The following is a 23,002-nucleotide window of genomic DNA, read 5'->3' on the forward strand; positions in this document are numbered from 1 at the left end:
CTAAAAAAATCAGAATTCGCAGGAAACGGACTTTTTCAATTCACGATTCGCTGTTTACCGCTTGCCCGCGGGCCAATGTGAGGCCATTCTTAGATCGGATCCCGGCGGTGCGGTAAGACGAGAGGTCAGGCCCTGCAACGCTCAATCTAGACCTCGAAGCATTTGACGTGGCGCCTTTTCTCGACTGATCCCCGAGCGAGGAGGTTCTCCATGTCCACACGCTATGTCGACCATCCGCTACAACCGGGCGACCGGGTCCCGAACGTTGTGTTTGATGCGATCTCGCACGAAGGGAAGATCGCACTTGATGATTTTCGTGGCCGCAGCCCATTGTTGATCGGTTTGTTTCGAGGCCTGCATTGTCCGTTCTGCCGGCGCCATGTCGCGGCCATGGCATATCTCAACCCGGTGCTGCGTGAGAAAGGCGTCCAATCCCTGGCGGTGGTAAACACCCCGGTCGAACGCGCACGGCTCTATTTCCGTTACCATCCGATACCCGATCTTCTTGCTGCTTCCGACCCGGTACGGGCTTCGCACCAAGCCTTCGGCCTACGCGAGGTCGGGATCGACACGGCCATGGCGATACTGATCGATCTTCCGGGCGAGTTGCCCGAGCCTATGGGCGTGATGGCAATGGACGAATTTCTCAACAAGAAGGAAGGATATCAGATTACGGAAGCCGATCAGCAGATGATGACTGCCGACCACGGGCAGCTTGTCGGTCAGTTCCTAATCGACCGGGAGGGCATCGTACGCTGGAGCTTCACTGAAGTTCTGGAGGCTGGGCTCCAGACATTCCAGGCACCGAATTCCGAGGAATTGATGTCGGTAGCTTCCCAAGTCGTGCATTGACAACGAAAAACTCGCTCGAAGCCCAGCCGCAGGTCGGTCTTGCCTTCAACGCACAGATCGTAGCACTCCAGCCGGAGCGCATCGAGCCCGGGAAGCGCTACTGGCTGAAGAGCGGCAGCCGCCGCCAGCGCGTTCAGGTGCAGCCGCTCAGCCAACTGGAACTGAAGACCGGCACCTGGAACGCCGCCCAGCGGCTCTACAGGAACGCGATTGGCAAAGTCCGGCTGGTGTTCGACGAGGCGGCGATTTTCGATCCCTATGAGCCGAACCGGCTTCTGGCTCATTCATCTTGATCGATCCGGAGACCAACAACACGGTTGCCAGCGGCATGGTTGCCGGCGGCATGGTGACCGGCAAGCTCACCGAACTCGGCGGCCTGCACAATGGTGAAGCCCGCGTCATCCTCTCGCTTCCGGCCAATCCTGCCGAACAGATCATGGCAGGCGAACTATTTGCCAGCCGCAGCCATGAGGCCGAAGTACGGCGCATGACGGCGGGGATCCCCTCAATTCAGCATTTCGGCCAGACGGAAACTCCTCGGAACCGTTGTGGCCTTTTGCGGTGGAACACTCCGCATCACCCGGCTATAAAGGTCAATGTGCGTTGGCCTTTTCGCGGTAATCGATGCCCAATTCTCCCGAATCCTCAGGTGAAAGCGTTAGCAGCTCGAGCTCGGGTCGCAATCAGACATTAAATTCGCCAGCGCAAGTGGCCGCCTCGGATTCGCCGCAAAGCACTCAAACCGACGACTCGCAACCGCCCAACGGATCATTCGGCCACACTCGACGGGCCGCCAGGACTCTATTGCGTGCGCTGCGCCAAGATTTGCAAGCAAGTTCTGTTTTGGCAAAGATCAAGACGGCCGCCTTATCTTGGAGAACGAAGCTGAGGTCGATGCTGCCTGGAATAGCGTCAGCTGCCCATAAGTGGATAACGAGTGCTTTGGTTAAGGTGGGACGCGGTCAGCGTTCAAAGCCGCGTGAAAGTCGACGAAGCGCTCCGTTCATTGCGGGCTGGCGCAAATTCGCTATCGGGTTGGCCTTGCTTGTCTGCCTCCTCGTAGGAAGCATGCTGGTGTGGGCACTGAAAGACGTGCCGTGGAGCGAAATCCGGGATGGAACGTTAAAGCCGGTCGTCGTGCTGGAAACCGCCGACGGCGCGCCATTGGTAAGACAGGGACCTTATCAAGGGCCATATGCTCGATACGACCAGTTTCCGCCCCATCTGATCGATGCCGTCCTTTCGATCGAGGATCGCCGGTTCATGGATCATTTCGGCGTCGACCCCAGGGGCATCGGGAGAGCGCTTCTGCGGAACTTGGAGGCTGGCTCGGTGGTGGAGGGTGGCAGCACGATCACCCAGCAACTCATCAAGCTGCAATATCTCGACAGCGACCGAACCATAAAACGAAAGATACAGGAGGTCGTCATTGCCTTCTGGCTGGAGTGGAAGCTCGGCAAGGCGGAAATTCTGACGCGCTATCTCAATAGCGTCTATCTTGGCGCGGGCGCCACCGGCATGCCTGCCGCCGCGCGCATCTATTTCAACAAGGAAATCGGCGCCCTAAACCTGCCGGAGGCGGCGATGCTGGCGGGGTTGCTTCGGGCGCCGAGCCAATGGAATCCGATCGACAATTTCGAAGGCGCTCGGCAGCGCACCTTGGTCGTTCTCGACGCGATGGCAGCCAATGGCAAGATCACCGAGCCACAGGCGGCGGAGGCCAAGACGAGCTTTGCCAGACTGCACCCAACGACGCCGACGCCGCGCTCCGGAAGCTGGTTCGCCGACTGGATTTCACCGCAAGCAAGCGAAATCGCCGGCTCCTCGCCAGGTTCGACGACGGTGCGCACCACGCTGGTGCCGCGGTTGCAGCAGATCGCCGAAAGGGTCGTGAAAAGAGCTCTGGACAGTGAGGGAAAGACAGTCGAAGCATCGCAGGCGGCCTTGGTTGCGATGACGCCCGACGGCGCGGTCGTTGCGATGGTTGGTGGGCGCGACTACAAGGCAAGTCAGTTCAACCGAGCCGTCACTGCGATGCGCCAGCCGGGTTCCACCTTCAAACTATTCGTCTATTACGCGGCATTGAAGGCTGGGCTCACCTTGTCTGACCGGGTTCTGGACGCGCCAATTGACATCGATGGCTGGTCGCCAGAAAATTCCGGTGGCAATTATCGCGGCTGGGTAACCCTTGCCGAGGCGTTCGCGCGATCGCTCAATGCCGCCTCAGTGGCGCTTGCCGAAGAGGTAGGTCTGGACAATGTGATTGCCGCAGCGCGTGAACTCGGCATCGATGCGCCACTGGCCAACACGCCGTCTTTGGCGCTTGGTGCATCAGAAGTAAATCTGCTTAACCTCACCAGCGCCTATGCGTCCGTCCAACTCGGCAGGGCGCCCGTCAGGCCCTGGGGCATCATCGACTTCCAGGCGGCAGGGCAGCCCAAGACGTTTCGAGTTGCCTCACAAGCAAAGCCGAATGTCGATCTTTCGCCCTACCAGTCCGACCTCCTCGGCCTGCTGCAGTTGGTGGTCGAGCGCGGCACTGGACGTGGGGCAGATCCCGGCACGTTTGCGGCCGGTAAGACCGGCACGAGCCAGAACAATCGTGATGCCTGGTTCGTCGGTTTCACGGAAGCGCTCGTCGTCGGTGTCTGGGTTGGCAACGATGATGACGCGCCGATGAAGGGGGTGACGGGCGGCGACCTGCCAGCGCATATCTGGCGGGACTTCATGCGTGAGGCAACGACAGAACCGACTCTGAACGGAGTGCCATCGACCGAAGCATTGGTCGATGGTCAAGGCGCACCCCAGTCCTGCAACATCACCGCCTGCTCGCGCAGTTACCGCTCATTTCGGCCGTCCGATTGCACTTATCAGCCATATTCCGGCGGCCGACGGCTTTGTGAAAAGTGATGTGATTCGGCAGAGGTGGAGCACCGGTCATCCTTGCCTCACGCCCGTTTCGCAGATCGGCGCCGAATATCGTTTGGCCGATGTTGCGAAGGCGCGCGAAGAGATGGAATCCGGACGTTCGGCGGGCAGTCTCCTGCTGATACCTTGATTGGTCAAAGTCCGTTATTTCGGCTTACGCAGATGGAGAGATCCAGTCGGAATAGGGACCACACTGGCAAGCCGTTGGCCTACCACCGTACCGATTGTGGGAACCCCGGACGTATTCCTGGATGCGGGCTCGATTTGCCGGAGAAACAGTCCGCTATTATCCGCGAGAGATCCGATGGTAATCATCGGCTCGTCGTCGACGAAAAGTATCATTCCAATGCCGGATCCAAGCTTATCCTCCACCCTGCATGGGACGGCTCGCAGTACGGTCTCAGCCTTTGTCGAAAACAGGGATTTCACAAGCCCGCCAAGTGCCTCGACACTATGGACAAACGGCCGGACGACAAGCGTGACTGCTTCTTGTTCAGATAGAGAGAGTTCGACGGAAAGCTGAGCCGGCGCAGAACCGGTTGGCAGGCAAGCACTATAAAGCTGGAAAATCGCGGCGCGGGCGAAATTCAAGCGTGTATCATGGGATTCGGCTTCGACGATTGATTGAAGAAAGCCTGAAGAGTTCACTGCCGCAATCCCTATTTCGAATCGGGTTAGCCCGATGAAGTTTCATTATACGATACCGCTTCTGCGGGCGAGCCGTCCGCATTGTTCATATTAACAAATGCTGACCTTCAAAATCTCCGGTTTGTCCCCGATATCCTAGAATAGACCGCGAATATTTGTCCAAGCTGGAGATCCAGTTTAGATCGCAACAAAATATGGAGGCATTTAGGTCAATACTCCGGCGTGTCGAGATCGCTATCACTCGTCTATTAGTATGCGGCGATGTTGCGGAGAATGTCAGCGGTATTCGACGACATCATGCTCTGTAGAAACAGGATTCAGATTTTAGGCCGACCGGCCTAAATCATCCTGTTCTAGGGGAAAGAACGCGCAACCGTTCCGGTTCTCAGGCGCGCTTCCGATCTTCGTGTCACGCATATTGTCTCTTAAAATCGGTTTTCGCCTTCGAGCGAGCCCTGATTATTGAAACTTGAGGGCGGCGGCGCGCAAAGCCTGCCAAGCAGCGCCTCCATCGTTATGGATATCGAATTTGTCGTGGTCGTCCTCAGGATAGAGGCCCGAGTCCTGCGTGCTGGTGAGCCGCCAGACCACCCAGCCTCCACAATCCGACGTGGCGATCGTGTTCAGCCAAGTTTCATAGGCATTTGCCTGATCGGGATCGGATCGCGGAATTCCAAACTCCTCCAGGATCACCGGTTTTCCGATATTTCGTGCGATCGCGCAGTATTCGCGAATGCGGGCATCGAAATCGGAATGGCTCATTTTGACGTAGGATGGGTAGCCATGCCATGTGCCGAAATCGACGCTCGCAATGTTCATATCCGACAGCTTCTGATCCATGTTCCCATGGCCCGTCGTTACGAGCTGTTTCGGTGCCAGGGATTTGACATAGGCTGACATTTCCGACACCCACTCATGAAGGAGCGGTTTGGGATGGATGTCAGGTTCGTTGGCCAGATCCCAGGCAAATATGGTGGGGTCATCGGAATAGCGCACACCAGTAATCGTGTTGACGCGCGACAGAACATGCCGGACCCATGCCTTGTAATCGCGTCGGGTTCGCGGATCAGCGGCAAAAAAAGTGTATTTGTCCGAACTCCCATACCAGGCGTTCATCTGCTGGGCACCGCCCGTATAGGCCCAGAAATCGACGAATGCGAGGATCAGCTTGAGCTTGCGCTTCGCCGCTTCCGCGATGAGGTAGTCGACCTTTTGCAGACCGTCAGGTCCGTCGTTGGGAACCATCTTGTTGGTTATCGGATCCCAACTCATCATATAGATGCCCTTGGTCCCCAGATTGCTGGAATCGGCCGTGCTTTTCGAATTCCAGATCGTTGGCACCTGGCCGTCCAGCGACCCTATAACCGGTTGCAGGAAGGTGCGCACCACATTGGCACCCATTGCCGTGGCATCGTCCAACACGCGGGTGACTTCGCCTGACGAGCCAAATGTCAGATAATGGTTGTTTACGCCGGCCACGCGAAATGGCTTGCCGTCCAGCAGGAAGCCCCCCTCTTTCGTCGTGACGAAAGATTGCTGCACAGATGACTGCGCGTCCGCAGATCCGACCTGAGCAGACCAAAAAAGCGCCAGCGCCGCGGCGCCGATAGCGAAATTCCGGAAATGGCGAATACGTCTCATGCGAAGAAACTCCCTTTCACGCCCGCGACGCAATTCCGATTTGGTCTGTCTCGTCGAGGGAATTGCCGTATGTCGAAACACCGGCAGCCGCTGATGGCGCGATGGTGGACGGCGTCGCAGTGTGCCGTGTGGCCCAATACAATGCCGGGCACAGAAGCAGGCCTTCCAGCGAAACCGCAATGACCCAGAAGTTAGCTGTGCCTGCGATCCCGAATTGCGCACCACCGACGGCGGCCGCGATCTCCAGCACCGCACCGCCGGTCAGAACGAGCGTGGCAAAACCCAGGCGCCGTCGGACACGTTGAACCGCCAGATAATGATACTTCAACGCCATTCCGAAAGCGGCAACGCCAAGAAACTGGAGGCCATTTCCTGCAATCACGGCATAGGCCGGATTGAATATCCAGAGCATGAAGCGCGACAGGAAGAAGAACGCCAAGGCGGTCGCCGCGCAGACCAGCATCGACAAGCCGAGCGACAGGCGCAGGCGCGCAGGAAATAGCTCCGGCTCCCGCAAAGCGATGGCAAACAACACCGAGGCGAGTGACGCAGGGACGAGAAGCGCGACGTTCAGCACCGTCCAGGCGGCATAGAAGGCGGCGTTGATCTCCGCGGACAGCATCACCGTGACGACGAAGGGCAGCAGCAGCGCCGGCGCCTGAACAGCCATGCTGAGCGTATGATGGCCGAAAACCTGTCCGAGCACCGGGCGGAAGGCGCGGATCTCCGGCCGGTGGAAAACGCGCCTGCCGGCATAAACAAGAAGCCCGGCCACGACGACCAGCGAGACAAGCTGCCCGGCAAACCAGGTGGTGAAGATCGCCAGTCCGCTGGCCGCCCGGCCAAGTGTCAGGCCGAGAGCGATCAGTAGAAGAAGCTTGGTGGCGGCGAAGACGACATTCCGGGCCAGTTGAAGGCCACTGCGCAGAAGGCCAACCAGGGCTTGGTCGAGCACGAGGGTCACGGCCGTCAGAGCGCAACAAGCGACGAAGAAGAGATCGGTGGCGGAGGAACCGACGATCGAGCCAAGCTGCGTCGATGTGAAGGCAGCGATAACAAGATAGATCAGCCCCACCATGATGGAGGCGCTGAACGAGGCTAGGAGGGCGCCCGCCAAAAAGGGGCCTGCTCTTTTCTGTCGGCCTATCTCGCCCATCAGGAAAGGCCCGAGACCGACTTCGCCGAAATTCGCGAGGAGATTCATCAACGATATGGCGGCGGCGGCGAGCCCGACAGCCTCGGCCGAGAAGGAACGCGCCGCGAACCACCAGTAGACGAAGCCGAGAACGGCCGTCATCAACGTTCCAAGCCCCAGCATGCCTGCATTGAGGAGCAAAACCGCCTGATTCATCAGGAGGTTGCGGATCTTGGTCATGGCGGCGCTGAGGGTCATCATGACTATTCCACCGGTTCGAGAGCGCGAGTAGGAACGGAGGTGAACGGTCGCGTAAGGGCAGCGCGGGTCCGGCCGAGAGCGAAACCGGCCGCAGTGGCCGCCAGGCCGGCGCCCAGCGCGACGGCGCGAAGAAGGCCGCTCGGCTGCCCAAGCAACACATCTGCGAATCCCCGCATAACCCCTTGGGGCAACGTCCTCGTCATATAGGTCTTTTCCGACGCCAGCGCCTCTCCGGGGCCTGCCATCAACGACAGGCTGGCCTTTGAAAGCCCTTCGGCCCAGCATCGATGAAGGAAATATTTCCACGTCGCGCGATCGGCGGGTATGGCATGATCGCTGCCGCTCGACGGCTCGAAGACGAAACGGCCATATGGCAGGGCTTTGGTTGCACGGATGCAGAGTTCGGTTTCCTCGCATCCGAGCGGCAAAGCCTTGGCCGTTCGGCCCAAGCCGGAATCGAAGCCGCCGGTATGATCGAAGACGTCGCGGCGGATGCACATGGACGCGCCGATGAGGTTGCGCACCGGCCCCGGATGAAGGCCGCGATAGGTGCAGCCGAGGGTCCACAGGAATTCGTCGGGAAACCAGGACGGACGGTCTGTTTCCCACAACGGGCGGATAGCGGAGACGGCGCCCAGAACCGAGGGATCCTCCAGTTGCCGCACCAAGGTCGCCAGCAAATCTTGATCCGACACGGCGTCGTCGTCGAGAAACAGGATGACCTCGCCGCGGCTGACAGAGATCCCGGTGTTGCGGGCACCGGAGAGGCCGGGCGGATGAATATTCTCGACGATCCTGACCGGGGTTTCAAAGCGCTTGGCGCGCAGAAGCAGCGCGAGTGCCGGATTATGATCGACGATGACGACAATCTCGTCCGCGGCCGGGACCTGGCGCGCTGCCGCCTCGATTGCTTTGTTGAGAATGTCCCAACGTTTGTCGGAATAGCAGCAGATGACGATCGCCGTCGTGAGCCTGCCGGACACGGGGTGCTGGAAATTATCCATTCTTCGGCTCCGGGGCGAACTGAAGGGTTATTCCGGTCGGCGGCGGGGACTGGTGCGCGTCGGTGGTCATCCAGACCTTGCGGTAGATCGTTCCCCTGTCGCCGCCCTTGTAGAGCCAGGCTTCCAGCCGTGCGGGTGGGTGCGTTTTTGTCGGTACGGAGAATTCGAAGGTTAGACTGGAGGAAGGCGCCAGTTCGAAGGTTGGCATCTTTCCAATCAATGTGCCGCCGAGAACAAGGTCAAGACTGTAAAGCGTCTTGGCGTCTTCCGAATTGCGCACGCCGACCGTTACCACATTGTTCGTCCAGTTCCATTTGGGCACCATCCAAAGCTCGGTGAAATGAAACGGCTTGTGTTCAAGCGCGACCGGGCGCGCCACGAGGACGGCACTCGTCGCCAAGATCATGGAAACAGCGAAGGTCCCAAAACGGCGGCCGGGCCAAGCCCAGGGAATGGCTGGAACCGGTCTTTCGAGCTGCAAAACGACATTCAGCCATCGAACGGCGATAGTCGTCAGGCCCAGCGCGTAGACCCAGCCTCGCGCATCGAGATGCCCGACGACATGCAGCAGAAGCCCTAAAAAAATGCAGGTCGCGAAGCTCAGGAACACCGCGAGCGTCCCCCTTGTGACCGTATCGGCCTCGATGCGCATGGTGTCCACCAGCATGCGGCCAGGGAAATACAGTATCAGCGGCACGCAGAGCGCCAGACGGACCGCCTTCTCCCAGGTCGAAAAGGTTTCGGGCAGCCACGTTACGGCCAACGCAGCGGCAAGAACCCACAGCGGAATGATTCCCAGAAAGACACGGCGGGCCATCATCGGGGACGAGCTCCTGCATCCGCCCATGCCGTCGCGCCGATGATCTGAGCGGCGCCCGGGTTCACCTTCATGAGCTTCTGCCGTATCACGTTCGGGTCGAAGGATTTCTGGACGAGATGAACGATCTTGCTGTCCAGCCGGTTCAGAGTGAGGCCGAGGCGGCTGTGGATCTGCGTCAGATAGGCCCCGCGCGCATCGCGCATCGTCGGCGACTGGTGCATCACATCGAGCAGAAAGGCGGAATAGAGCGTCCATTCCCCGAACCGTGCCTGGTCTTTTGACGCGCTGAGACCCTTGAGCAGCTCGACGTAGGGTTTTGAGCCGTATTTCGACGCGATGTAGTCATTCAGCGCGATGAGCCATTCGCGCTTGAAGCAGAAGAAATCGTTGATGAAATCGACGTAGCGAGAAGACCGGGCCGGCTCGACGCCGAGGATCTTTGCAACATTGCGCAACCGTTGCTTCTCGAAACGATAGTGCAGATCGGGAAGCCTGTGGCTGGAATAATAGAGAACCGGTTCGCGCCCGTCGATCAGATCGGTCCTCGCGATGGGCCGCAGCAGCAGTGTATCCGCGCCGAGATTACAGAAATGCTCGGTCCGGCAGAATTCGAAGGCGCGCAGCTTGATGATCTGCTGCCGAAACCAGCCGGGAAGTTCCAGCTCGCTGGCCGAAAGCCAGTCGTTGTCGCCGGTGACAGATGCGCCAGGCACGAGACCCTTCGCGTCGAGGAAGGCTCTTAAAGCGGCCGGGTTGTCGGTGACCATGGTCAGGTTTCCCTTGTCGGGGAAATGCTGCTGGTAGGAGCGAAGGGACGCTTCGAGCAAATATTCGATGTCCCGCGAATGGACGCACATGAAAGCGTCGATAGGGTTATCGATCATTGCAAATCTCCGTCTGTTCGTCCCAAGGATTGCACCGGCTCTCGGGTCCGCTTACCAGGGACGGCGGGCTGCCGTGTTTTCCCGAGCCGCCCGACGTCGAAAATGACCATGAAGCCGTTGTCGAAGGTGCGGTCGACATCGGGCTCGGAATTGAACTTGAGCAGCGACGGCGATTGGAGGGGGACCGTGTGGTTTCGGTCCTGCGCGCCGCCGTCGAAATAGACGCCGACGCCGGGCAGGCCGGTGGTCATGCGCAGATCGACCATAACGAAACCGACGCCCGAGTCGATCAGCAGCTTGCGTTCCATCGGGCCGAGATCGGCTGCGGTAATGGCCATGCCTGTATCTTGCCCGCTCTCAAGCGTGGTCGAGACCTTTTGCCGGCCGTAGGTGGACAGGAGCAGGCGATTGATCCGGTCGGTTGCGAAATGCTGGTCGCCGCCCAGCCATTCCCTGGTCCACTTTGCGGCGCTGATCCCCATCGGTTCTATCGACGAGGAGTCGGCCGAAACTTCATAGCCGGCCGGAACCAGGATACGTGGCCCCTCGGAGCTGATGACGCCACCAATCAGCACCGTCGTTGCGGCGGCGGCAAGCGCGGTTGCGCGCAGCCAGCCACGCGACGTGCCGTGCCAGAACGCCGCGACGGCCACCGCGACGACAATTGCGACGCCGAGGAAAGATAGCGAGCCGATGCGGTTGCCGATCTCCCACCCACTGCGCGTCAGGCGGAAGATGATGCTGAGGGGGTAGGCCAGCGTCACCAAAACGAGGACAACGAGAAGGCTTGACCGCCATAGGCGCCATCTGGTCGGCGGCCAGAGGATGCTCGCATTCCGGGGCTGCCCATTGAAAACGAGCGAGCGGAGAAAGCCGGTGAGAAGTCCCAGGCAGATCAGCGCGACGCCCGCCATCGTCAGGTAACGCTGCCACGCAGGCGCCAAGGCTCCCGTGTCCGAGACGAAAAGCTTACGTGTCGCGGTCGAGTTCGATACGAGTTGGGCTACCTCGTGTAGGCCGCCTGCCAGTACGGGAAGGATGTAACTGCCGGTGGGGTTACCGACGATCTTCGACCAGGCGACAGGAGCAATCACGGCGATCGAGGCCAGCAGGATCGCCCGCTGCCTCTGCATAGAGGACGCGCCCTGCCTCAGGCATTCCATCACTGCCGTGCCGCACAGAAGGGCCATGCAAAAATAGGAGGTGAGATGATGAGTAACCGCGAGTGCCACGATGAGGACCATGGGGGCGACGACCGTCGACCAGCCTGCCACGTCGCTTCGCTCCATGCGCCGGCTTTCCGAAGCCAACAGCACCGCCGCAAGCATGGGGATCGCCAGGCTTTCATAAGAGTAGTGGACGTCAAACAGCAAAAACGCGGACGAGCCCATGTAGATCAGGCAGGCGATAGAGGCGATCCGTGCCGAGCCCGTGATCTTCTCGAAGAGCAGGAATAGCGTGAGCATCAGCATTATCCGTGCCGCCGCCAACACGATGAGGCCTGCCGCGAAAACGGACAGTCCGGAGAGGCTGACCAAGGCGGACGTTATGAGCTCTAGCCCGGGATAGAGCGGGCTGACCGGCAAAAGCGGATTGGGCAGGAACAGTCGCCCCGCCTCCAGAATGTCGTTCACCGTCGCCCAGTGCAGGAATTCGTCATGGTCTATGAAGGCGACGGGCGCGCGGATGAGGCGTACCACGAAGAGGGCTGAGGTGACGATCACTATGAGCGCCAAGCGCTCCAGGCGGCTGGCTCCCGGATGGATGATTCGCGCCGCCGCGGGGAGAAAGATCGCGGCGATGGCGCAATAGAACATGGGAACCGCCCAGCTCTCTCCCAGCCGACTGGCATTTGCAGCAAGAGCGGCCACAACAAGGGCGCAGCTGCACAGGAAGGCAAAGACCGGCGACATCCCCAGCGACGAAGGATCGGCAACGTCCCCGACCGCGCTGTCCTGCCTGCGCAGGCCCAGAAATGCTGCGATCCACAGATCGACGCGTGGAATGGAAACCCTTTCTGGATAGCCATGACGATAAGCTCCGTCCTGGTAGGCCTTCTGCCGGCCTGGAGAAGCCCGCCCCTTAACAACGGTCATCGTGCTTCAAATCTCCAAGCAGTGCCGGACCGGTTCGCAGTTCAGGCTGCGGATGCGAAAGGACGCGTCTGTACACCTTCAGCAGCCGGTCCGTGCAATCGTCCCAGTCCGGCAACCTCGTCTCGATTGAGATCGGCCCTGCGTCCATGGCGGCGAGCATTTCACGCGCGGTGAAGTCTGGCGAAGCGTTGAGCGGAACGGATCGCACGAGGCCCTCCTCAGCCAGCTCCCGAAAGCCGGATGTGTCGGTTGTCAGTACGGGAGCCTTGACCGAAAGCGCCTCCATAACCGCCACGGGATGAGCTTCATAATCGCTGAGGAGCACGACAAGAGCGGCCGAAGACAAAAGATCGGCCATTGCGGACCGGTCGGTCGGCGGAATTGCCCCGATCTCGACACGGTTGCCGAGCCCGAGCTCGGTCACCTGCTGACGCAGCTTCGCCTCATAGGGCCCCTCTCCTAGGATCCGAAGGCGCATATCAGGGAATTTTGTTGCCAGCACATGAAATGCAGCAAGCGCCCGATGATGACCTTTATAACGCTCCAGCCTGCCGAGCGAGACGATCAGCGGCCCGTCGCGAGGTGAAGCCGGCCGCCGCCCGGACGTTTCCGGCAGGCGCGCGCCATTGGGGATAACGATGAACCGGTCTCTCGCGATTGCCATATTCTGGCTGAATAGATCCGCTTCGAACCGCGACACGCCAATGAGTTGCGCTGCTCTGGTGGCCAGAGGCGCAAGCATTCTATGTTGGAGGCGCCGGATCGAAGACCGAAATCGCGACGAATGGCCACCGCTGTGAAAGGTGACCACGAAAGGAAGGCCCTTGCGCGATGCGGCGGCCATTCCCAGCGGCGCCAGAAAGGTGTGGTAGCCCTGAACATGCATCAGGTCCCAGTCACCCTCGGCGACCGCCCTGAAGACGCCTGGGGCGAAGCACCAATCCCGCCCACGGGGAAACGTCTTCAGCCTGACAATCTGCACGCCATCTCGCGTTTCCGCTGCCGGGAGAAGGCCGTCGGGATTGCCCGTCAAGACCGTCACCGTATGCCCCTTGCGCACCAGCCGGATTGCGACCTCGCTTACATGGGTTTCCGTTCCTCCGGCAAAAGGCAGGTATCTCGCGCCGAGCATCAAAATGCGCATCATGCGGCCTCGCCCATTGAATCCAGACCTCAGGACATGCCCTGCTCGAGGACTTGGACGCCCGTTGGCGTACTGACGCGTTCCCGGAAGATCGTCTTCAGCACGCGCCAGCCGTCCGGAAGGGCACGCAGATTGCTGACGCCGTAGATACGTTCCGATTCAAAGCTCGCGACTTCCATGATTTTGAGCTTGTTCTTCAGGGCCCGCAAATTGATCAGCGTCTCAATTTCGAAGCCGTCGCAATCGGCACGCAGCAAGGGAACATGCCGTCTCCAAAAGCCCATGTAGCCGTAGCACAGATCGCTGAAAGAGCTGCCATAGAGCATCCGGACCAGGAGGGTCAGGCCCAGATTGCCGAAACGGCGGATGACTGTCATATCGCTGGTGCCGCCACCCTGCATAAAGCGGGAACCCTTGACGAAATCCGCACCTGAAACAAGAGCCGCGACGAACAGGATGATTTCATAGGGATCCATCGACCCGTCAGCATCAAGCATCACGATCATGTCACCAGATGCGGCTTCGAAGCCCGTCCGCAATGCGATGCCTTTGCCCTTCTTGGGCTGAAGCACGATCTTGACATCATCGCGCATGCTTCGCGCGATATCCGGCGTTCCGTCTGTCGATCGCCCGTCGACGATGATAATTTCATGCACCCATGTCGGTATGCGGGGCAAGAGCAGCTTAATGTTTTCCGCTTCGTTCAAAGTTGGAATGACGAGCGAGGTCCTTGGCAAATTGAACATCGGACCCTGGACTGGGATTGAGGTATGCGAGGATGGTAAAGCTTCGATTGTAGACATAAGCTCTCCTTGGCGTTTTGGACCGCGTGACAAATCGCAAATCGACGATGCCCCTGAGCTCTTGGGCCGAGAGGAGGACTAAACTCTCCCCAACCGGGAAGAGTATGTGGTTAAGCCTCAATGTACTTTGATCAGATCGCCTGGCTGTAAGACCGTTTCTTCGGTCGCAGGTTCGACGATGACACCATTCGGTCCAGGCCGAACGATTTCGAATTCAACATCGGAGGTATCATTCGACGACACCATGGACTGGAAAATTTCAAGATCGCTCTCGGTCGTCTTCAACGCCGTGGATAGGCCTCTTTCGGCATCCGCTGCCGACTTTTCGATCTCGATCTTGCGTTCGATACGATCGCGCTCAACGTCTTGTTTGGCTGCCGCCAGCCGTTGCTTTGCGCTCTCGACATCGATGACGGCTTGCTGCTTTCGATCTTCCGACTCGGTCAGTTCGCTTTGTGCCCGGGTCAACTCAATGCTCGTGACAAGTTTGTTTTTGGCCAAATTCTCGATACTTGCCAGCCGATCCTGGCGGACCCGAATGGTGGCATCATAATTGCCGACTCGTGCCTGACGCAGATCGAGATCGGCCTGAGCATTGGCAACAGATTTTGCGTAAGCACTGCTCTGCGCATCCTTGCTGGTCGTTACCAATTGGCGCTGCCATGCCTCATCATCCAGCAACCGTTGAGCATCGGGGTCGGGACCAAGAACAGGTGTGCCAATGCTGGCAATTTGTACGGAATCGCGCTTCGCCCTGAGCACCTCCGTTCGCGACGCAAGCCGCTTCAGGTCGGCCAGCCCAGCCTTCAACCGCTCGATCTGGCGTGAAATTTCCACGCTCTGCCATGGCTCAATACTCTTCGCCGCCATGCCACCCGCTTGCGCGACGGCATGCAGAACAGTCATGCCATCAACATATCGAAACGACCCAGGATTCCGAACCGGTCCGGTAATATAAATTGGCTGATGCTCAATCTTGACGATATTCACGAACCCCTTTCTGCCGACCAAATTTTCGTACGAAGGAAGAATTGTCGCCTCCACATCCGCCGGAGGAAGGCCTCGAACCGGGAAGCGTCCCAAAAGAGGAAGCGAAATCGTCCCGTCCGCTTCAACGACGTATTCGCCAGTGAGCTCGGGCCGCTGGTAAAAGTTCCAGGGAACCGTGCCCCGTGAGCCCGTCCAGCGATCTTCGACGGAGGCCAAGCTTTCGTAAAATGCGAGATCCAATTTATCGCCTGAGCGAAGAACGTCACGCAACAATTGAGGCAGTCGCGCCGAAGTCTCACCAGTTGTGACAACCGAGACCGCTTCCGTGGGCGCAGGTAACTCTTCCGCTGCTGACGTCAAAGGAGCAATTGCCGTAAATACCATCCACAGTATTGTTTGACTTAGGCGAGAACAGCTTCTCAACCTATATTCAGGCATCGCTGGAGATATTATCTTCGAAAGCTTCATGTTTCGAATTTCCGCTTTGAAAGCGCTAAACGCTCTCCGATCTCTTTAAGGCTAACATAATATTAACCATATTCAATAGTACTTAACAACGATTAATACATCTGCCAGACAGGCTAAGAGTCTGCGTTGAAAAGAATTCAATAAAAGTAATATCTTGCGGCGACTGGGCAGCACTTCGAAACCTTTGGCCTTATCGGTTTATTTGACGATCTGCAGGGTGAATTTTGCGTCTTTGCCATGCAGCTCTCAGCGTTAGTCCATCAGAGCCGCCATCGGCGAAGAGATGTCTGAGCCAAGGCCAGAGAATGGTTTCAAGGGCGAAACTTGCGCCGTCGCGATCCTGGATGTCGGCAGAGTCCAGGGATGGCTTTCGGCGCTTCCGGTCATCCCCGGCGCGGGTTTCGACGTTCTGATCCGGGATGGCGAACCGATTTGCATCCGCGCTTGGCCAGCGCCATTTATCCGAAAAATGGCATTATGTTATGTATTTCAGATATCTACAGGCATAGAACCTATTGAGATAGATTGCCCGCCATTGAGGTGGGCTCTCGGTACAGGCCGACCGCTCTCCCGCAAATGATGCCTGGCTACGTCGCCGGCGGTCAACGACAGGAAAAAGGTCCATTATGTCCGCAAATGAAAAGCCACTTATTGCGATTGTCGGTGCAACGAGCAAACAGGGGCGCAGCGTCGCCGCGGCACTCCTTGAGAGCCAACGTTTCCGCGTCCGTGCTTTAACCCGGAAAAAGGATTCGCCTGAAGCTTTACGTCTGGAGAAACTCGGCGCTGAAATCGTAAAGGTCCCGCTCGAACTTGGCCGTCAAAAAGACCTCGTTGCTGCCTTCGCAGGCGCGGACGGTGCATTTTTGATGACGGCCGATCGCCCCGCCGGAGACGATTGAGGCCCCTCTCGGCCGGCAACTGGCGGATGCCGCAGTTGAGGCCGGCGTTGGGCATGTTGTTTTCAGCACCCTCGAAAATGTCGACAAGATCAGCAGGGGCACGAAGTATGCCCCGCATTTTACCGACAAAGCGCGCATTGCAGACCATATTCGCGGCCTGCCTATCTCTCATTCCTTCGTCATGCTGGCGTTCTTCTACACCAATCTTCTCGAATATTATGTGCCCCGCATGGAGGGCGACACTCTCCTCCTGCCGATTTATCTTCCCGAAGATTTCCGAGCGCCTTTTGTCGATCCGCTGACGGCGACCGGGCCGGTCGTGCTCGAAATTTTCTCAAACCCAGAGCGTTACAACGGCAAAACGCTGCCGATCGTTGGGGATATCATTTCTCCGCGGGAGATGGTCGAAACCTTTCAGCGTGTGACCGGGCTCAAGGCCGAGTATCGAAACGCTTTCACCAGAGATGGCCTGCTGCGCTATTTTCCAGAGTTTGCCGCCAACGAACTTCTCGTTCGAGAGATTCTCGGGATGGTCGAATATGCTGTCGAATATGGATACTTCGGCAAGGAGCATGACCTCGAATGGAGCCGTCGCCGGAACCCCGACACGCTCAACTGGGAGCAGTATCTACGGAAGACGGGGTGGCGTGGCAATAAACAATCTTTTGGATTCTAAAGCGCATCGCGATCTCGGATTCGCTTGTCGCGCTTTGGCTCTTTGTTTTTCCGCAGGTCGTTAGCGCAAAACCGCTGCACACTTTTGCGCGACAAGATTTAAATCACGATGGCCGGATTCCCGGCAATCTGGAAATCTCGGCGACGAGAAAGTCGACGAGAAGCCGAACGCGGGCAATGGCTGCGCGCTCCGGAACGATCAGCAAGCTCACCGGAACCGGCGCAGGACGATAATTGCCAAGCACGACCTCGAGCTGACCGTCGTCCAGAAGATCGTGAACCAACCAGAGGTGTGCGGGCCCAATGCCGCGTCCGGCGGCAAGGGCTTTGCGCGCCGCAAGCCCGTGATCGACGCGCAACTTGCCGCTCACCGGGATCATCAGGCTTGTGCCATCGGGAGAGGAAAGAACGAGCTGATCGCTCCCCGCCACATTGGACATTATGACGGTTTCGTAGCGTGACAGATCGGCGGGGCGCTCCGGCCATCCGCGGGCGGACAAATAGGTGGGCGCGCCGACCAGCAGCCGATGGCTTTCTCCGATCGCATGAAGTTTCATGGCACTGTCGGCGAGAGGCCCAAGACGGAGTGCCACGTCGACGCCTTCGCGAACCAAGTCGATCCGCTCGTCCGTCAGATTGAGGTCAACCCGGATGTCCGGATGCTTGTCCTGGAAGTCAAATATGAGGCGGGTGACGTGCATCACGCCGAGCGCTGCCGTACACGAAAGTCGAACAGCACCGGCGGGCGCCTGACGGGCATCTCTCGCTTCTTCAGCAGCCTGTTCGACCAGACGCAATATCTGAAGGCAGTTCGTATAATAGCGGCTGCCCTCGTCGGTCAGGCTTACGCGACGCGTGGTTCGGCTGAGAAGCGGCACGCCGACAGCCTCTTCAAGCTCATTGAGGTGCCGCGTTACGGTGGATTGACCGACACCCAGCTCCCTTGCGACCATCGACAGATTGCCGCGTTCGGCGACGCGAACGAAGGTGCGCATTCTGTCGAGAGACAGTCCGGCGTTATCCATTCTTCAGCACAGTGATCCTCATTCATTCCATGTAGGGAATAATCTGGGCTATACCTAGTTCGAGCACACGGTCGCACTTCATTCGGCAGATCATGCCAACTTACCGCGTCGAGCCGCGCGGGATGATGGAGAAGCCGCAATCGACCTTGCCTTCACCGGGCGGCTCGTCGCGAATGGCGCGTAGCAGCATGTCGGCGACGCGGTGGCCGATATCGTAGCGTGCAATCTGCACCGTCGTCAGCGTCGGCTGGGTGAAGGCCGAAAATTCCAGATCGTTGAAGCCGCAGATGCCGACATCCTTCGGCACGCTGATTCCGCGCACGGCGCATTCGATGAGGACCCCGAGCGCCAGATCGTCGCTTTGGGCAAAGACGGCATCGATATCCGGCACGCGCTGCAACAGGCGGGCAAACAATTCCCTGCCGAGGCCGGTGCTGCTTCCTTCATCTCCGCCAATGGCGAGATCGGGATCGAAACGGCCCGCTTCCCGCAGCGCGGCCTCATAGCCTTCCTTCCGGCGACGCGAGCGAATATCCGTGCCGCGGCCGATGAAGCCGATCCTCTCATAACCCCTCGACAGCAGGAAGCGGGTGGGTTCGGCGCCTGCCGCATGATGATCGAGACCGACGACCAGCGTTGTCGGCTCCTGGCTGAGATCGATGATATGGGCGATCGGACAGGCGGCATTTTCGATCAGCGGCAGAAGATCACGATAGGATTCGGCGCCGGCGATGATGACGCCGGCCGGCTTCTGCGTCAGGACGGATTTGAGTTCGCCGGCCTCGCCGTCGGCATGGTGGAGCGTATTGGAATATTGGACGCGGAATTCGGTTGCGCGCAAACAATCCTCGATGCCGATCATCAGGCCGGCGAAGCCGTGCTGGTGCAAAGCGGGTGTGATGACGCCGATGATACCGTTATGGCGGCCGGCCAGCGCCCGGGCGGCAAGATTGGGGATGTACCCCATCTCCTCCACCGTGCGCAGGATGGTCTGGCGCAGATCCTCCGAGACGATTTCAGGATTGCGAAGCGCGCGCGAAATCGTGATGGGGCTGACCCCCACCTTCTTCGCCACATCGCTCAACTTCACCTGCGCACCGCGCCTGGCCTTCCGCCCCCGCTCCACTGCTGCCCTCATCGCCCCGTTATATCTAGCCCGCGAGACTCGCTTGCCCTCGAATCGCGGTCTTTACTTTCTGAAGAAGAAATAATTTAGAGTCTACTAACATTTTATATTCGCAACAGAATCCGGAATATAACTTCTAGAAAGAGCAATAATTTCGTCTATCGGCGAATTACGGAGGCATGCGGCAAACGGATCACCGCCTCCGGGAATAAGTCCATTTAATTTCGAATGAAAACATCGCGGAGGACGCGAGCGGGGCAACATCAGGCCGGATTTTTGAGAAGCTCCAACCCCGGGGAGCGAAGATTAAATTCCAGTCATATCTTACAGATCGGCAATATAAACATGATCAAACTTTAATTTGTAAATCTGCTTGGTGGGATCATATGAATCCCCAGCGCCAATTCTTCTCTTCCCCCGGTCGCCGCCCTCGACGACTGCGCGTTCCCAAGAGGAATTGGCGCCAAACGCCATCCGACGCCAGGTCCCAGGACATGGAACCACGACGCCATCCAAAGCCAACGTTCTCGCAAGGGATCATCACCCAAGGGACCACCACCATGTCGCACATCCTCCGGAACCATCGCACAGCAGCCCTTGTCGGGGCCGCCATCATCGCCGGCGCAGCCTGCCTGCCCTTCGCCATCAACGCCTCCAATGCCGTTGCCGCGCCGTCGGATACCGGCGGCATTCTCGCCCCCAGCGGCTCCTTCGCCTCCATCGTCGATGCCGACAAGCCTGCCGTCGTCACCATCACCACCACAATGAAGGCGACCGATGTCAGCGCCGGAGAGCAGGAATCGCCGATGGACGAGCAGTTCCGCCAGTTCTTCGAGGATCAGGGTATCCCGCTGCCGCGCCAGGCACCGCAAAAGCGACCTTCGCAGCAGGCGATGGCGCTCGGCTCCGGCTTCATCATCAGCCCCGACGGGGTGATCGTCACCAACAACCATGTCATCGACAATGCCGTCGACATCAAGGTGACGCTCGACGACGGCACGGAGCTTCCGGCCAAGCTGATCGGCACCGATCCGAAATCCGATGTCGCCGTGTTGAAGATAGAGGCGGGCAAGCCGCTGCAGACCATTGCCTGGGGCGATTCCGATCGGCTGAAGCTCGGCGACCAGATTCTGGCGATCGGCAATCCCTTCGGCATCGGCACCACGGTGACATCAGGCATCGTCTCGGCGCGCGGCCGCGACCTGCACAGCGGCCCCTATGACGATTTCATCCAGATCGACGCGCCGATCAACCATGGCAATTCCGGCGGCCCGCTGGTCGACCGCAGCGGCAATGTCGTCGGCATCAACACCGCCATCTATTCGCCGAATGGCGGCAGCGTCGGTGTCGGTTTCGCCATTCCTTCCGACGAGGCCAAGGCGATCGTCGCCAAGCTGCAGAAGGACGGCTCGATCGATCACGGCTATCTCGGCGTGCAGATCCAGCCGGTTACCAAGGATGTCGCCGATGCCGTCGGCCTCGACAAGACCGGCGGTGCGCTGGTTGCCGCCGTCACCGCCGATACGCCGGCCGCCCATGCCGGCCTGAAGCCCGGCGATATCGTCACGTCGGTTGGTGGCAAGAGCGTCAAGACGCCGAAGGATCTGTCGCGCCTGGTCGCCGATCTTGCGCCGGGCGCCAAGGAAGCGCTCAGCGTCTGGCGCGACGGCAAGACGATCGAGCTCAACGTCACCGTCGGGACCAATGAGGAAGGCCAGAAGCAGGCGGCGGCCGAAAGCCCCGACACTCAAGATCAGAGCAGCGGCCAGCCGAGCCTCGGCATCGGCCTTGCGGATCTCACGCCCGACGTGCGCCAGCAGCTCAACCTGCCGCGCTCCGTCAACGGCGCGGTGGTCGCCAAGGTCGCTCCTGACAAGTCTGCGGCTGCCGCCGGCATCCAGTCCGGCGATGTCATCGTCTCGGTGAATGACAGACCTGTTCATAGCGCCCGCGACGTCAAGACCGCGATTGCCGATGCCGGCAAGGCCGGCCGCAAGTCGGTGCTGCTGCTCGTCGAACGCGACGGCAACAAGACCTTCGTCGCCGTGCCGTTTGGGGCGGCCTGACGGTCGCACGAGCTTTTGCCGCAAACAGGAAAAGCCCGCCTGAGGCGGGCTTTTCGACCGACCAGCGCGGAAAGGCCTTGGAGCCAAGCACCGCTCAGTCGGCAAGAAATCCATAGGGCGCCGTCCGCTCCTCTCTTCCTGCTCAGGGTGATTTCAGCTTGTTTGTCTTTGCGCGCATGCGGGATTTGCCCTTTTGGCGGTTTGCCTCTTGCCGCTTGATCGCGTCGGACTGGCTGCGTTGCGCGGCCTCCAATTGCTGCCGCGTCGGGAGATCATGGTCGTAGGTGGAAGCGCTGAATGCCGTCGCGTTGTCGAACGGACCTTTGTGTGGACGCGCCAGACCATAGGCTTGCTTATCAGCGCTATCGATCCCCTGCTCCGCAGACGGTGACCGCGCTTGGCGAGCCTGCGTTATCAGATCGTCGGCGGTCGAGCTTGACGTCGCGCTTTTCCGCACGGGGGCGATGATCCCGCGTTTCCTGGCCCGGTCCTTTTGATCGGCGGGAATCCCAGACATGTCTTCTTGCTTGTTCGTCATGTCATCGTGACGATCGTTTGGGGCGCCGGCGACGTCGCAGCGGGCCCGTTCACGGGATCTCGGACAATCGTTCAGGCAGCCTGGTTTTGGGAAAGCGGTAAGCTGGCGGCCGCAGCGAGGCGTCCGCACGCCCAGACGCCGTATATCGCGCGATCCGATAGGCTTTCACCGGGGCGCCGCCGTCATCCTGCCATCGGGCCAAGGAACCGTCTTCCATCGCCTGCGGAAGCGGGCCTGAACTCAACTGTGTCGCGAGATACATTTTCAGAGCCGATTTCAACGCGGCCTCGTCGACGATCCCCATCTGGAAACAATGAATGAGGAAACTTGTGGCGCTGATCTCGCCATCATCGGTCGCGTAGGTTTCGCCGCCACGAAAGCCGGCCTTTCGGAGGATGCGGTCCAGCATTCTCAAATTGTGGATATCGAAAAACTGATCTGATGTGGAAGACATGGTGTCCTCCTTCGTTGGGGCTAGGGTTCGCTGGCGCCAGGACTTACTGGCGCGCCCCAAGCAGCGGTGCCCGTATCGTGCCCGCCGATAATTCAGCTTGCGCTCTTTGCCATCTGACCGCAACCTCATTCGGCGACCGCCATTGATAATGGCGGGGCGGAACCCATTTTAGATAGAGGAGGATACGCATCATGCAGTTCAACGATGAAGCGACCCTCACAAAGTCGTCGGCATTGCCGGTGGAGAGGCGTGTGCTGGTCGATCAGCTGCGAGAGGCGATCGCACGCCTGACGCACGGGTTGGCGGCCGCCGGATTGGTGGAATTCGTGCCGCCACTGCTGGAGATCAACAAACTTCTCCGCGATATGACGGACGAAATATCCCGTGCGGATTCGCTCTATTCCGATGAGGTTATCACGGGTACGATGCGCTTGATCAAGACATCGGAAGCCTTGCTTGAAAACCGGGTTATCGTGCAGACCATCCACTAAAGTCTGCCGACGCTTTGACATTCAGGCAGGCGGTCGCTGGACATCCTGCAT

The 23,002-nt window shown here is 59.2% G+C and carries 18 protein-coding genes and 4 pseudogenes; 7 read left to right on the forward strand and 15 right to left on the reverse strand.

Annotation, left to right across the window (positions count from 1 at the left end):
* Positions 1 to 210: 210 nt before the first annotated feature.
* The 4 genes and pseudogenes from G9X64_RS00795 to G9X64_RS00810 form a co-directional block, all read left to right on the forward strand.
* A complete protein-coding gene (locus G9X64_RS00795) occupies positions 211 to 852 on the forward strand; it encodes a peroxiredoxin-like family protein (RefSeq protein WP_168312442.1) in 642 nt (213 codons plus the stop codon).
* Positions 853 to 863: 11 nt separating this feature from the next.
* A pseudogene (locus G9X64_RS00800) lies at positions 864 to 1,348 on the forward strand (elongation factor 1-alpha C-terminal domain-related protein); the annotation flags it as partial.
* A gap of 128 nt (positions 1,349 to 1,476) precedes the next feature.
* Positions 1,477 to 3,762 (forward strand): PBP1A family penicillin-binding protein, encoded by a 2,286-nt coding sequence (locus tag G9X64_RS00805; protein ID WP_168315671.1) that lies wholly within the window; start codon positions 1,477 to 1,479, stop codon positions 3,760 to 3,762.
* A gap of 46 nt (positions 3,763 to 3,808) precedes the next feature.
* A pseudogene (locus G9X64_RS00810) lies at positions 3,809 to 3,910 on the forward strand (quinone oxidoreductase); the annotation flags it as partial.
* Between the two features lie 14 nt (positions 3,911 to 3,924).
* Here the strand turns inward: G9X64_RS00810 and G9X64_RS36140 are convergent.
* The 11 genes and pseudogenes from G9X64_RS36140 to G9X64_RS00860 form a co-directional block, all read right to left on the reverse strand.
* Complete coding sequence (locus G9X64_RS36140; protein ID WP_312864004.1) at positions 3,925 to 4,428, reverse strand: hypothetical protein; 504 nt, start codon at positions 4,426 to 4,428, stop codon at positions 3,925 to 3,927.
* Positions 4,429 to 4,887: 459 nt separating this feature from the next.
* Positions 4,888 to 6,069 (reverse strand): glycoside hydrolase 5 family protein, encoded by a 1,182-nt coding sequence (locus G9X64_RS00815; RefSeq protein WP_171375761.1) that lies wholly within the window; start codon positions 6,067 to 6,069, stop codon positions 4,888 to 4,890.
* 16 nt (positions 6,070 to 6,085) lie between these two features.
* On the reverse strand, positions 6,086 to 7,465 hold the full coding sequence (locus G9X64_RS00820) for a polysaccharide biosynthesis protein (RefSeq protein ID WP_171375762.1): 1,380 nt from the start codon (positions 7,463 to 7,465) through the stop codon (positions 6,086 to 6,088).
* Positions 7,466 to 7,467: 2 nt separating this feature from the next.
* Positions 7,468 to 8,469, reverse strand: coding sequence for a glycosyltransferase family 2 protein (locus G9X64_RS00825; RefSeq protein WP_168312438.1), 1,002 nt, complete (start codon positions 8,467 to 8,469; stop codon positions 7,468 to 7,470).
* Positions 8,462 to 9,289 (reverse strand): hypothetical protein, encoded by an 828-nt coding sequence (locus G9X64_RS00830; protein ID WP_168312437.1) that lies wholly within the window; start codon positions 9,287 to 9,289, stop codon positions 8,462 to 8,464. The genes G9X64_RS00825 and G9X64_RS00830 overlap by 8 nt, the downstream gene beginning before the upstream one ends.
* A complete protein-coding gene (locus G9X64_RS00835; RefSeq protein WP_168312436.1) occupies positions 9,286 to 10,173 on the reverse strand; it encodes a DUF6492 family protein in 888 nt (295 codons plus the stop codon). Before G9X64_RS00835 ends, G9X64_RS00830 begins: the two co-directional genes overlap by 4 nt.
* Complete coding sequence (locus G9X64_RS00840) at positions 10,170 to 12,269, reverse strand: putative glycosyltransferase family protein (protein WP_171375763.1); 2,100 nt, start codon at positions 12,267 to 12,269, stop codon at positions 10,170 to 10,172. The genes G9X64_RS00835 and G9X64_RS00840 overlap by 4 nt, the downstream gene beginning before the upstream one ends.
* A complete protein-coding gene (locus G9X64_RS00845; RefSeq protein WP_168312434.1) occupies positions 12,256 to 13,416 on the reverse strand; it encodes a glycosyltransferase family 4 protein in 1,161 nt (386 codons plus the stop codon). The genes G9X64_RS00840 and G9X64_RS00845 overlap by 14 nt, the downstream gene beginning before the upstream one ends.
* 26 nt (positions 13,417 to 13,442) lie before the next feature.
* Positions 13,443 to 14,216 (reverse strand): glycosyltransferase family 2 protein, encoded by a 774-nt coding sequence (locus tag G9X64_RS00850; RefSeq protein ID WP_168312495.1) that lies wholly within the window; start codon positions 14,214 to 14,216, stop codon positions 13,443 to 13,445.
* 117 nt (positions 14,217 to 14,333) lie between these two features.
* Complete coding sequence (locus G9X64_RS00855) at positions 14,334 to 15,674, reverse strand: polysaccharide biosynthesis/export family protein (RefSeq protein WP_246270852.1); 1,341 nt, start codon at positions 15,672 to 15,674, stop codon at positions 14,334 to 14,336.
* 201 nt (positions 15,675 to 15,875) lie between these two features.
* A pseudogene (locus G9X64_RS00860) lies at positions 15,876 to 16,029 on the reverse strand (IS5/IS1182 family transposase); the annotation flags it as partial.
* A gap of 271 nt (positions 16,030 to 16,300) precedes the next feature.
* Between G9X64_RS00860 and G9X64_RS00865 the strand changes: the two are divergent.
* A pseudogene (locus G9X64_RS00865) lies at positions 16,301 to 17,252 on the forward strand (NmrA/HSCARG family protein).
* Between the two features lie 103 nt (positions 17,253 to 17,355).
* Here the strand turns inward: G9X64_RS00865 and G9X64_RS00870 are convergent.
* Together G9X64_RS00870 and G9X64_RS00875 are read right to left on the reverse strand one after the other, a co-directional pair.
* Positions 17,356 to 18,276 (reverse strand): LysR family transcriptional regulator, encoded by a 921-nt coding sequence (locus tag G9X64_RS00870; RefSeq protein WP_168312816.1) that lies wholly within the window; start codon positions 18,274 to 18,276, stop codon positions 17,356 to 17,358.
* 100 nt (positions 18,277 to 18,376) lie between these two features.
* A complete protein-coding gene (locus G9X64_RS00875; RefSeq protein WP_168315662.1) occupies positions 18,377 to 19,414 on the reverse strand; it encodes a LacI family DNA-binding transcriptional regulator in 1,038 nt (345 codons plus the stop codon).
* 548 nt (positions 19,415 to 19,962) lie between these two features.
* Between G9X64_RS00875 and G9X64_RS00880 the strand changes: the two genes are divergently transcribed.
* Positions 19,963 to 21,468 carry a DegQ family serine endoprotease gene (locus G9X64_RS00880; RefSeq protein ID WP_171375764.1) on the forward strand — a complete coding sequence of 502 codons (1,506 nt, stop codon included), beginning with the start codon at positions 19,963 to 19,965 and terminating at the stop codon, positions 21,466 to 21,468.
* A gap of 142 nt (positions 21,469 to 21,610) precedes the next feature.
* On the opposite strand, the gene G9X64_RS00885 is transcribed toward G9X64_RS00880, so the two are convergent.
* Both G9X64_RS00885 and G9X64_RS00890 read right to left on the reverse strand, forming a co-directional pair.
* Positions 21,611 to 21,985: a hypothetical protein gene (locus G9X64_RS00885; protein WP_171375777.1), complete on the reverse strand. Its 375-nt coding sequence runs from the start codon at positions 21,983 to 21,985 to the stop codon at positions 21,611 to 21,613.
* A gap of 70 nt (positions 21,986 to 22,055) precedes the next feature.
* Positions 22,056 to 22,460, reverse strand: a complete 405-nt coding sequence (locus G9X64_RS00890) for a hypothetical protein (RefSeq protein WP_168312820.1) — start codon at positions 22,458 to 22,460, stop codon at positions 22,056 to 22,058.
* 191 nt (positions 22,461 to 22,651) lie between these two features.
* Here G9X64_RS00890 and G9X64_RS00895 point away from each other — a divergent pair, with 191 nt between their 5' ends.
* Positions 22,652 to 22,951, forward strand: coding sequence for a hypothetical protein (locus G9X64_RS00895; protein ID WP_168312821.1), 300 nt, complete (start codon positions 22,652 to 22,654; stop codon positions 22,949 to 22,951).
* Positions 22,952 to 23,002: the final 51 nt, after the last annotated feature.

It is taken from the genome of Rhizobium sophorae (genome assembly GCF_013087515.1).
Taxonomy (GTDB): domain Bacteria; phylum Pseudomonadota; class Alphaproteobacteria; order Rhizobiales; family Rhizobiaceae; genus Rhizobium; species Rhizobium sophorae.

Excerpts from the sequence above, each read along its gene's own strand:
- G9X64_RS00875 (WP_168315662.1), bottom strand. The coding sequence starts at position 19,414 with ATGAGGGCAGCAGTGGAGCGGGGGCGGAAGGCCAGGCGCGGTGCGCAG.
- G9X64_RS00885 (WP_171375777.1), bottom strand. The coding sequence starts at position 21,985 with ATGTCTGGGATTCCCGCCGATCAAAAGGACCGGGCCAGGAAACGCGGG.
- G9X64_RS00840 (WP_171375763.1), bottom strand. The coding sequence starts at position 12,269 with ATGACCGTTGTTAAGGGGCGGGCTTCTCCAGGCCGGCAGAAGGCCTAC.
- G9X64_RS00850 (WP_168312495.1), bottom strand. The coding sequence starts at position 14,216 with ATGTCTACAATCGAAGCTTTACCATCCTCGCATACCTCAATCCCAGTC.
- G9X64_RS00820 (WP_171375762.1), bottom strand. The coding sequence starts at position 7,465 with ATGATGACCCTCAGCGCCGCCATGACCAAGATCCGCAACCTCCTGATG.
- G9X64_RS00815 (WP_171375761.1), bottom strand. The coding sequence starts at position 6,069 with ATGAGACGTATTCGCCATTTCCGGAATTTCGCTATCGGCGCCGCGGCG.
- G9X64_RS00830 (WP_168312437.1), bottom strand. The coding sequence starts at position 9,289 with ATGATGGCCCGCCGTGTCTTTCTGGGAATCATTCCGCTGTGGGTTCTT.
- G9X64_RS00895 (WP_168312821.1), top strand. The coding sequence starts at position 22,652 with ATGCAGTTCAACGATGAAGCGACCCTCACAAAGTCGTCGGCATTGCCG.
- G9X64_RS00845 (WP_168312434.1), bottom strand. The coding sequence starts at position 13,416 with ATGATGCGCATTTTGATGCTCGGCGCGAGATACCTGCCTTTTGCCGGA.
- G9X64_RS00880 (WP_171375764.1), top strand. The coding sequence starts at position 19,963 with ATGTCGCACATCCTCCGGAACCATCGCACAGCAGCCCTTGTCGGGGCC.
- G9X64_RS00795 (WP_168312442.1), top strand. The coding sequence starts at position 211 with ATGTCCACACGCTATGTCGACCATCCGCTACAACCGGGCGACCGGGTC.
- G9X64_RS00890 (WP_168312820.1), bottom strand. The coding sequence starts at position 22,460 with ATGTCTTCCACATCAGATCAGTTTTTCGATATCCACAATTTGAGAATG.
- G9X64_RS00835 (WP_168312436.1), bottom strand. The coding sequence starts at position 10,173 with ATGATCGATAACCCTATCGACGCTTTCATGTGCGTCCATTCGCGGGAC.
- G9X64_RS00870 (WP_168312816.1), bottom strand. The coding sequence starts at position 18,276 with ATGGATAACGCCGGACTGTCTCTCGACAGAATGCGCACCTTCGTTCGC.
- G9X64_RS00805 (WP_168315671.1), top strand. The coding sequence starts at position 1,477 with ATGCCCAATTCTCCCGAATCCTCAGGTGAAAGCGTTAGCAGCTCGAGC.
- G9X64_RS00825 (WP_168312438.1), bottom strand. The coding sequence starts at position 8,469 with ATGGATAATTTCCAGCACCCCGTGTCCGGCAGGCTCACGACGGCGATC.
- G9X64_RS00855 (WP_246270852.1), bottom strand. The coding sequence starts at position 15,674 with ATGAAGCTTTCGAAGATAATATCTCCAGCGATGCCTGAATATAGGTTG.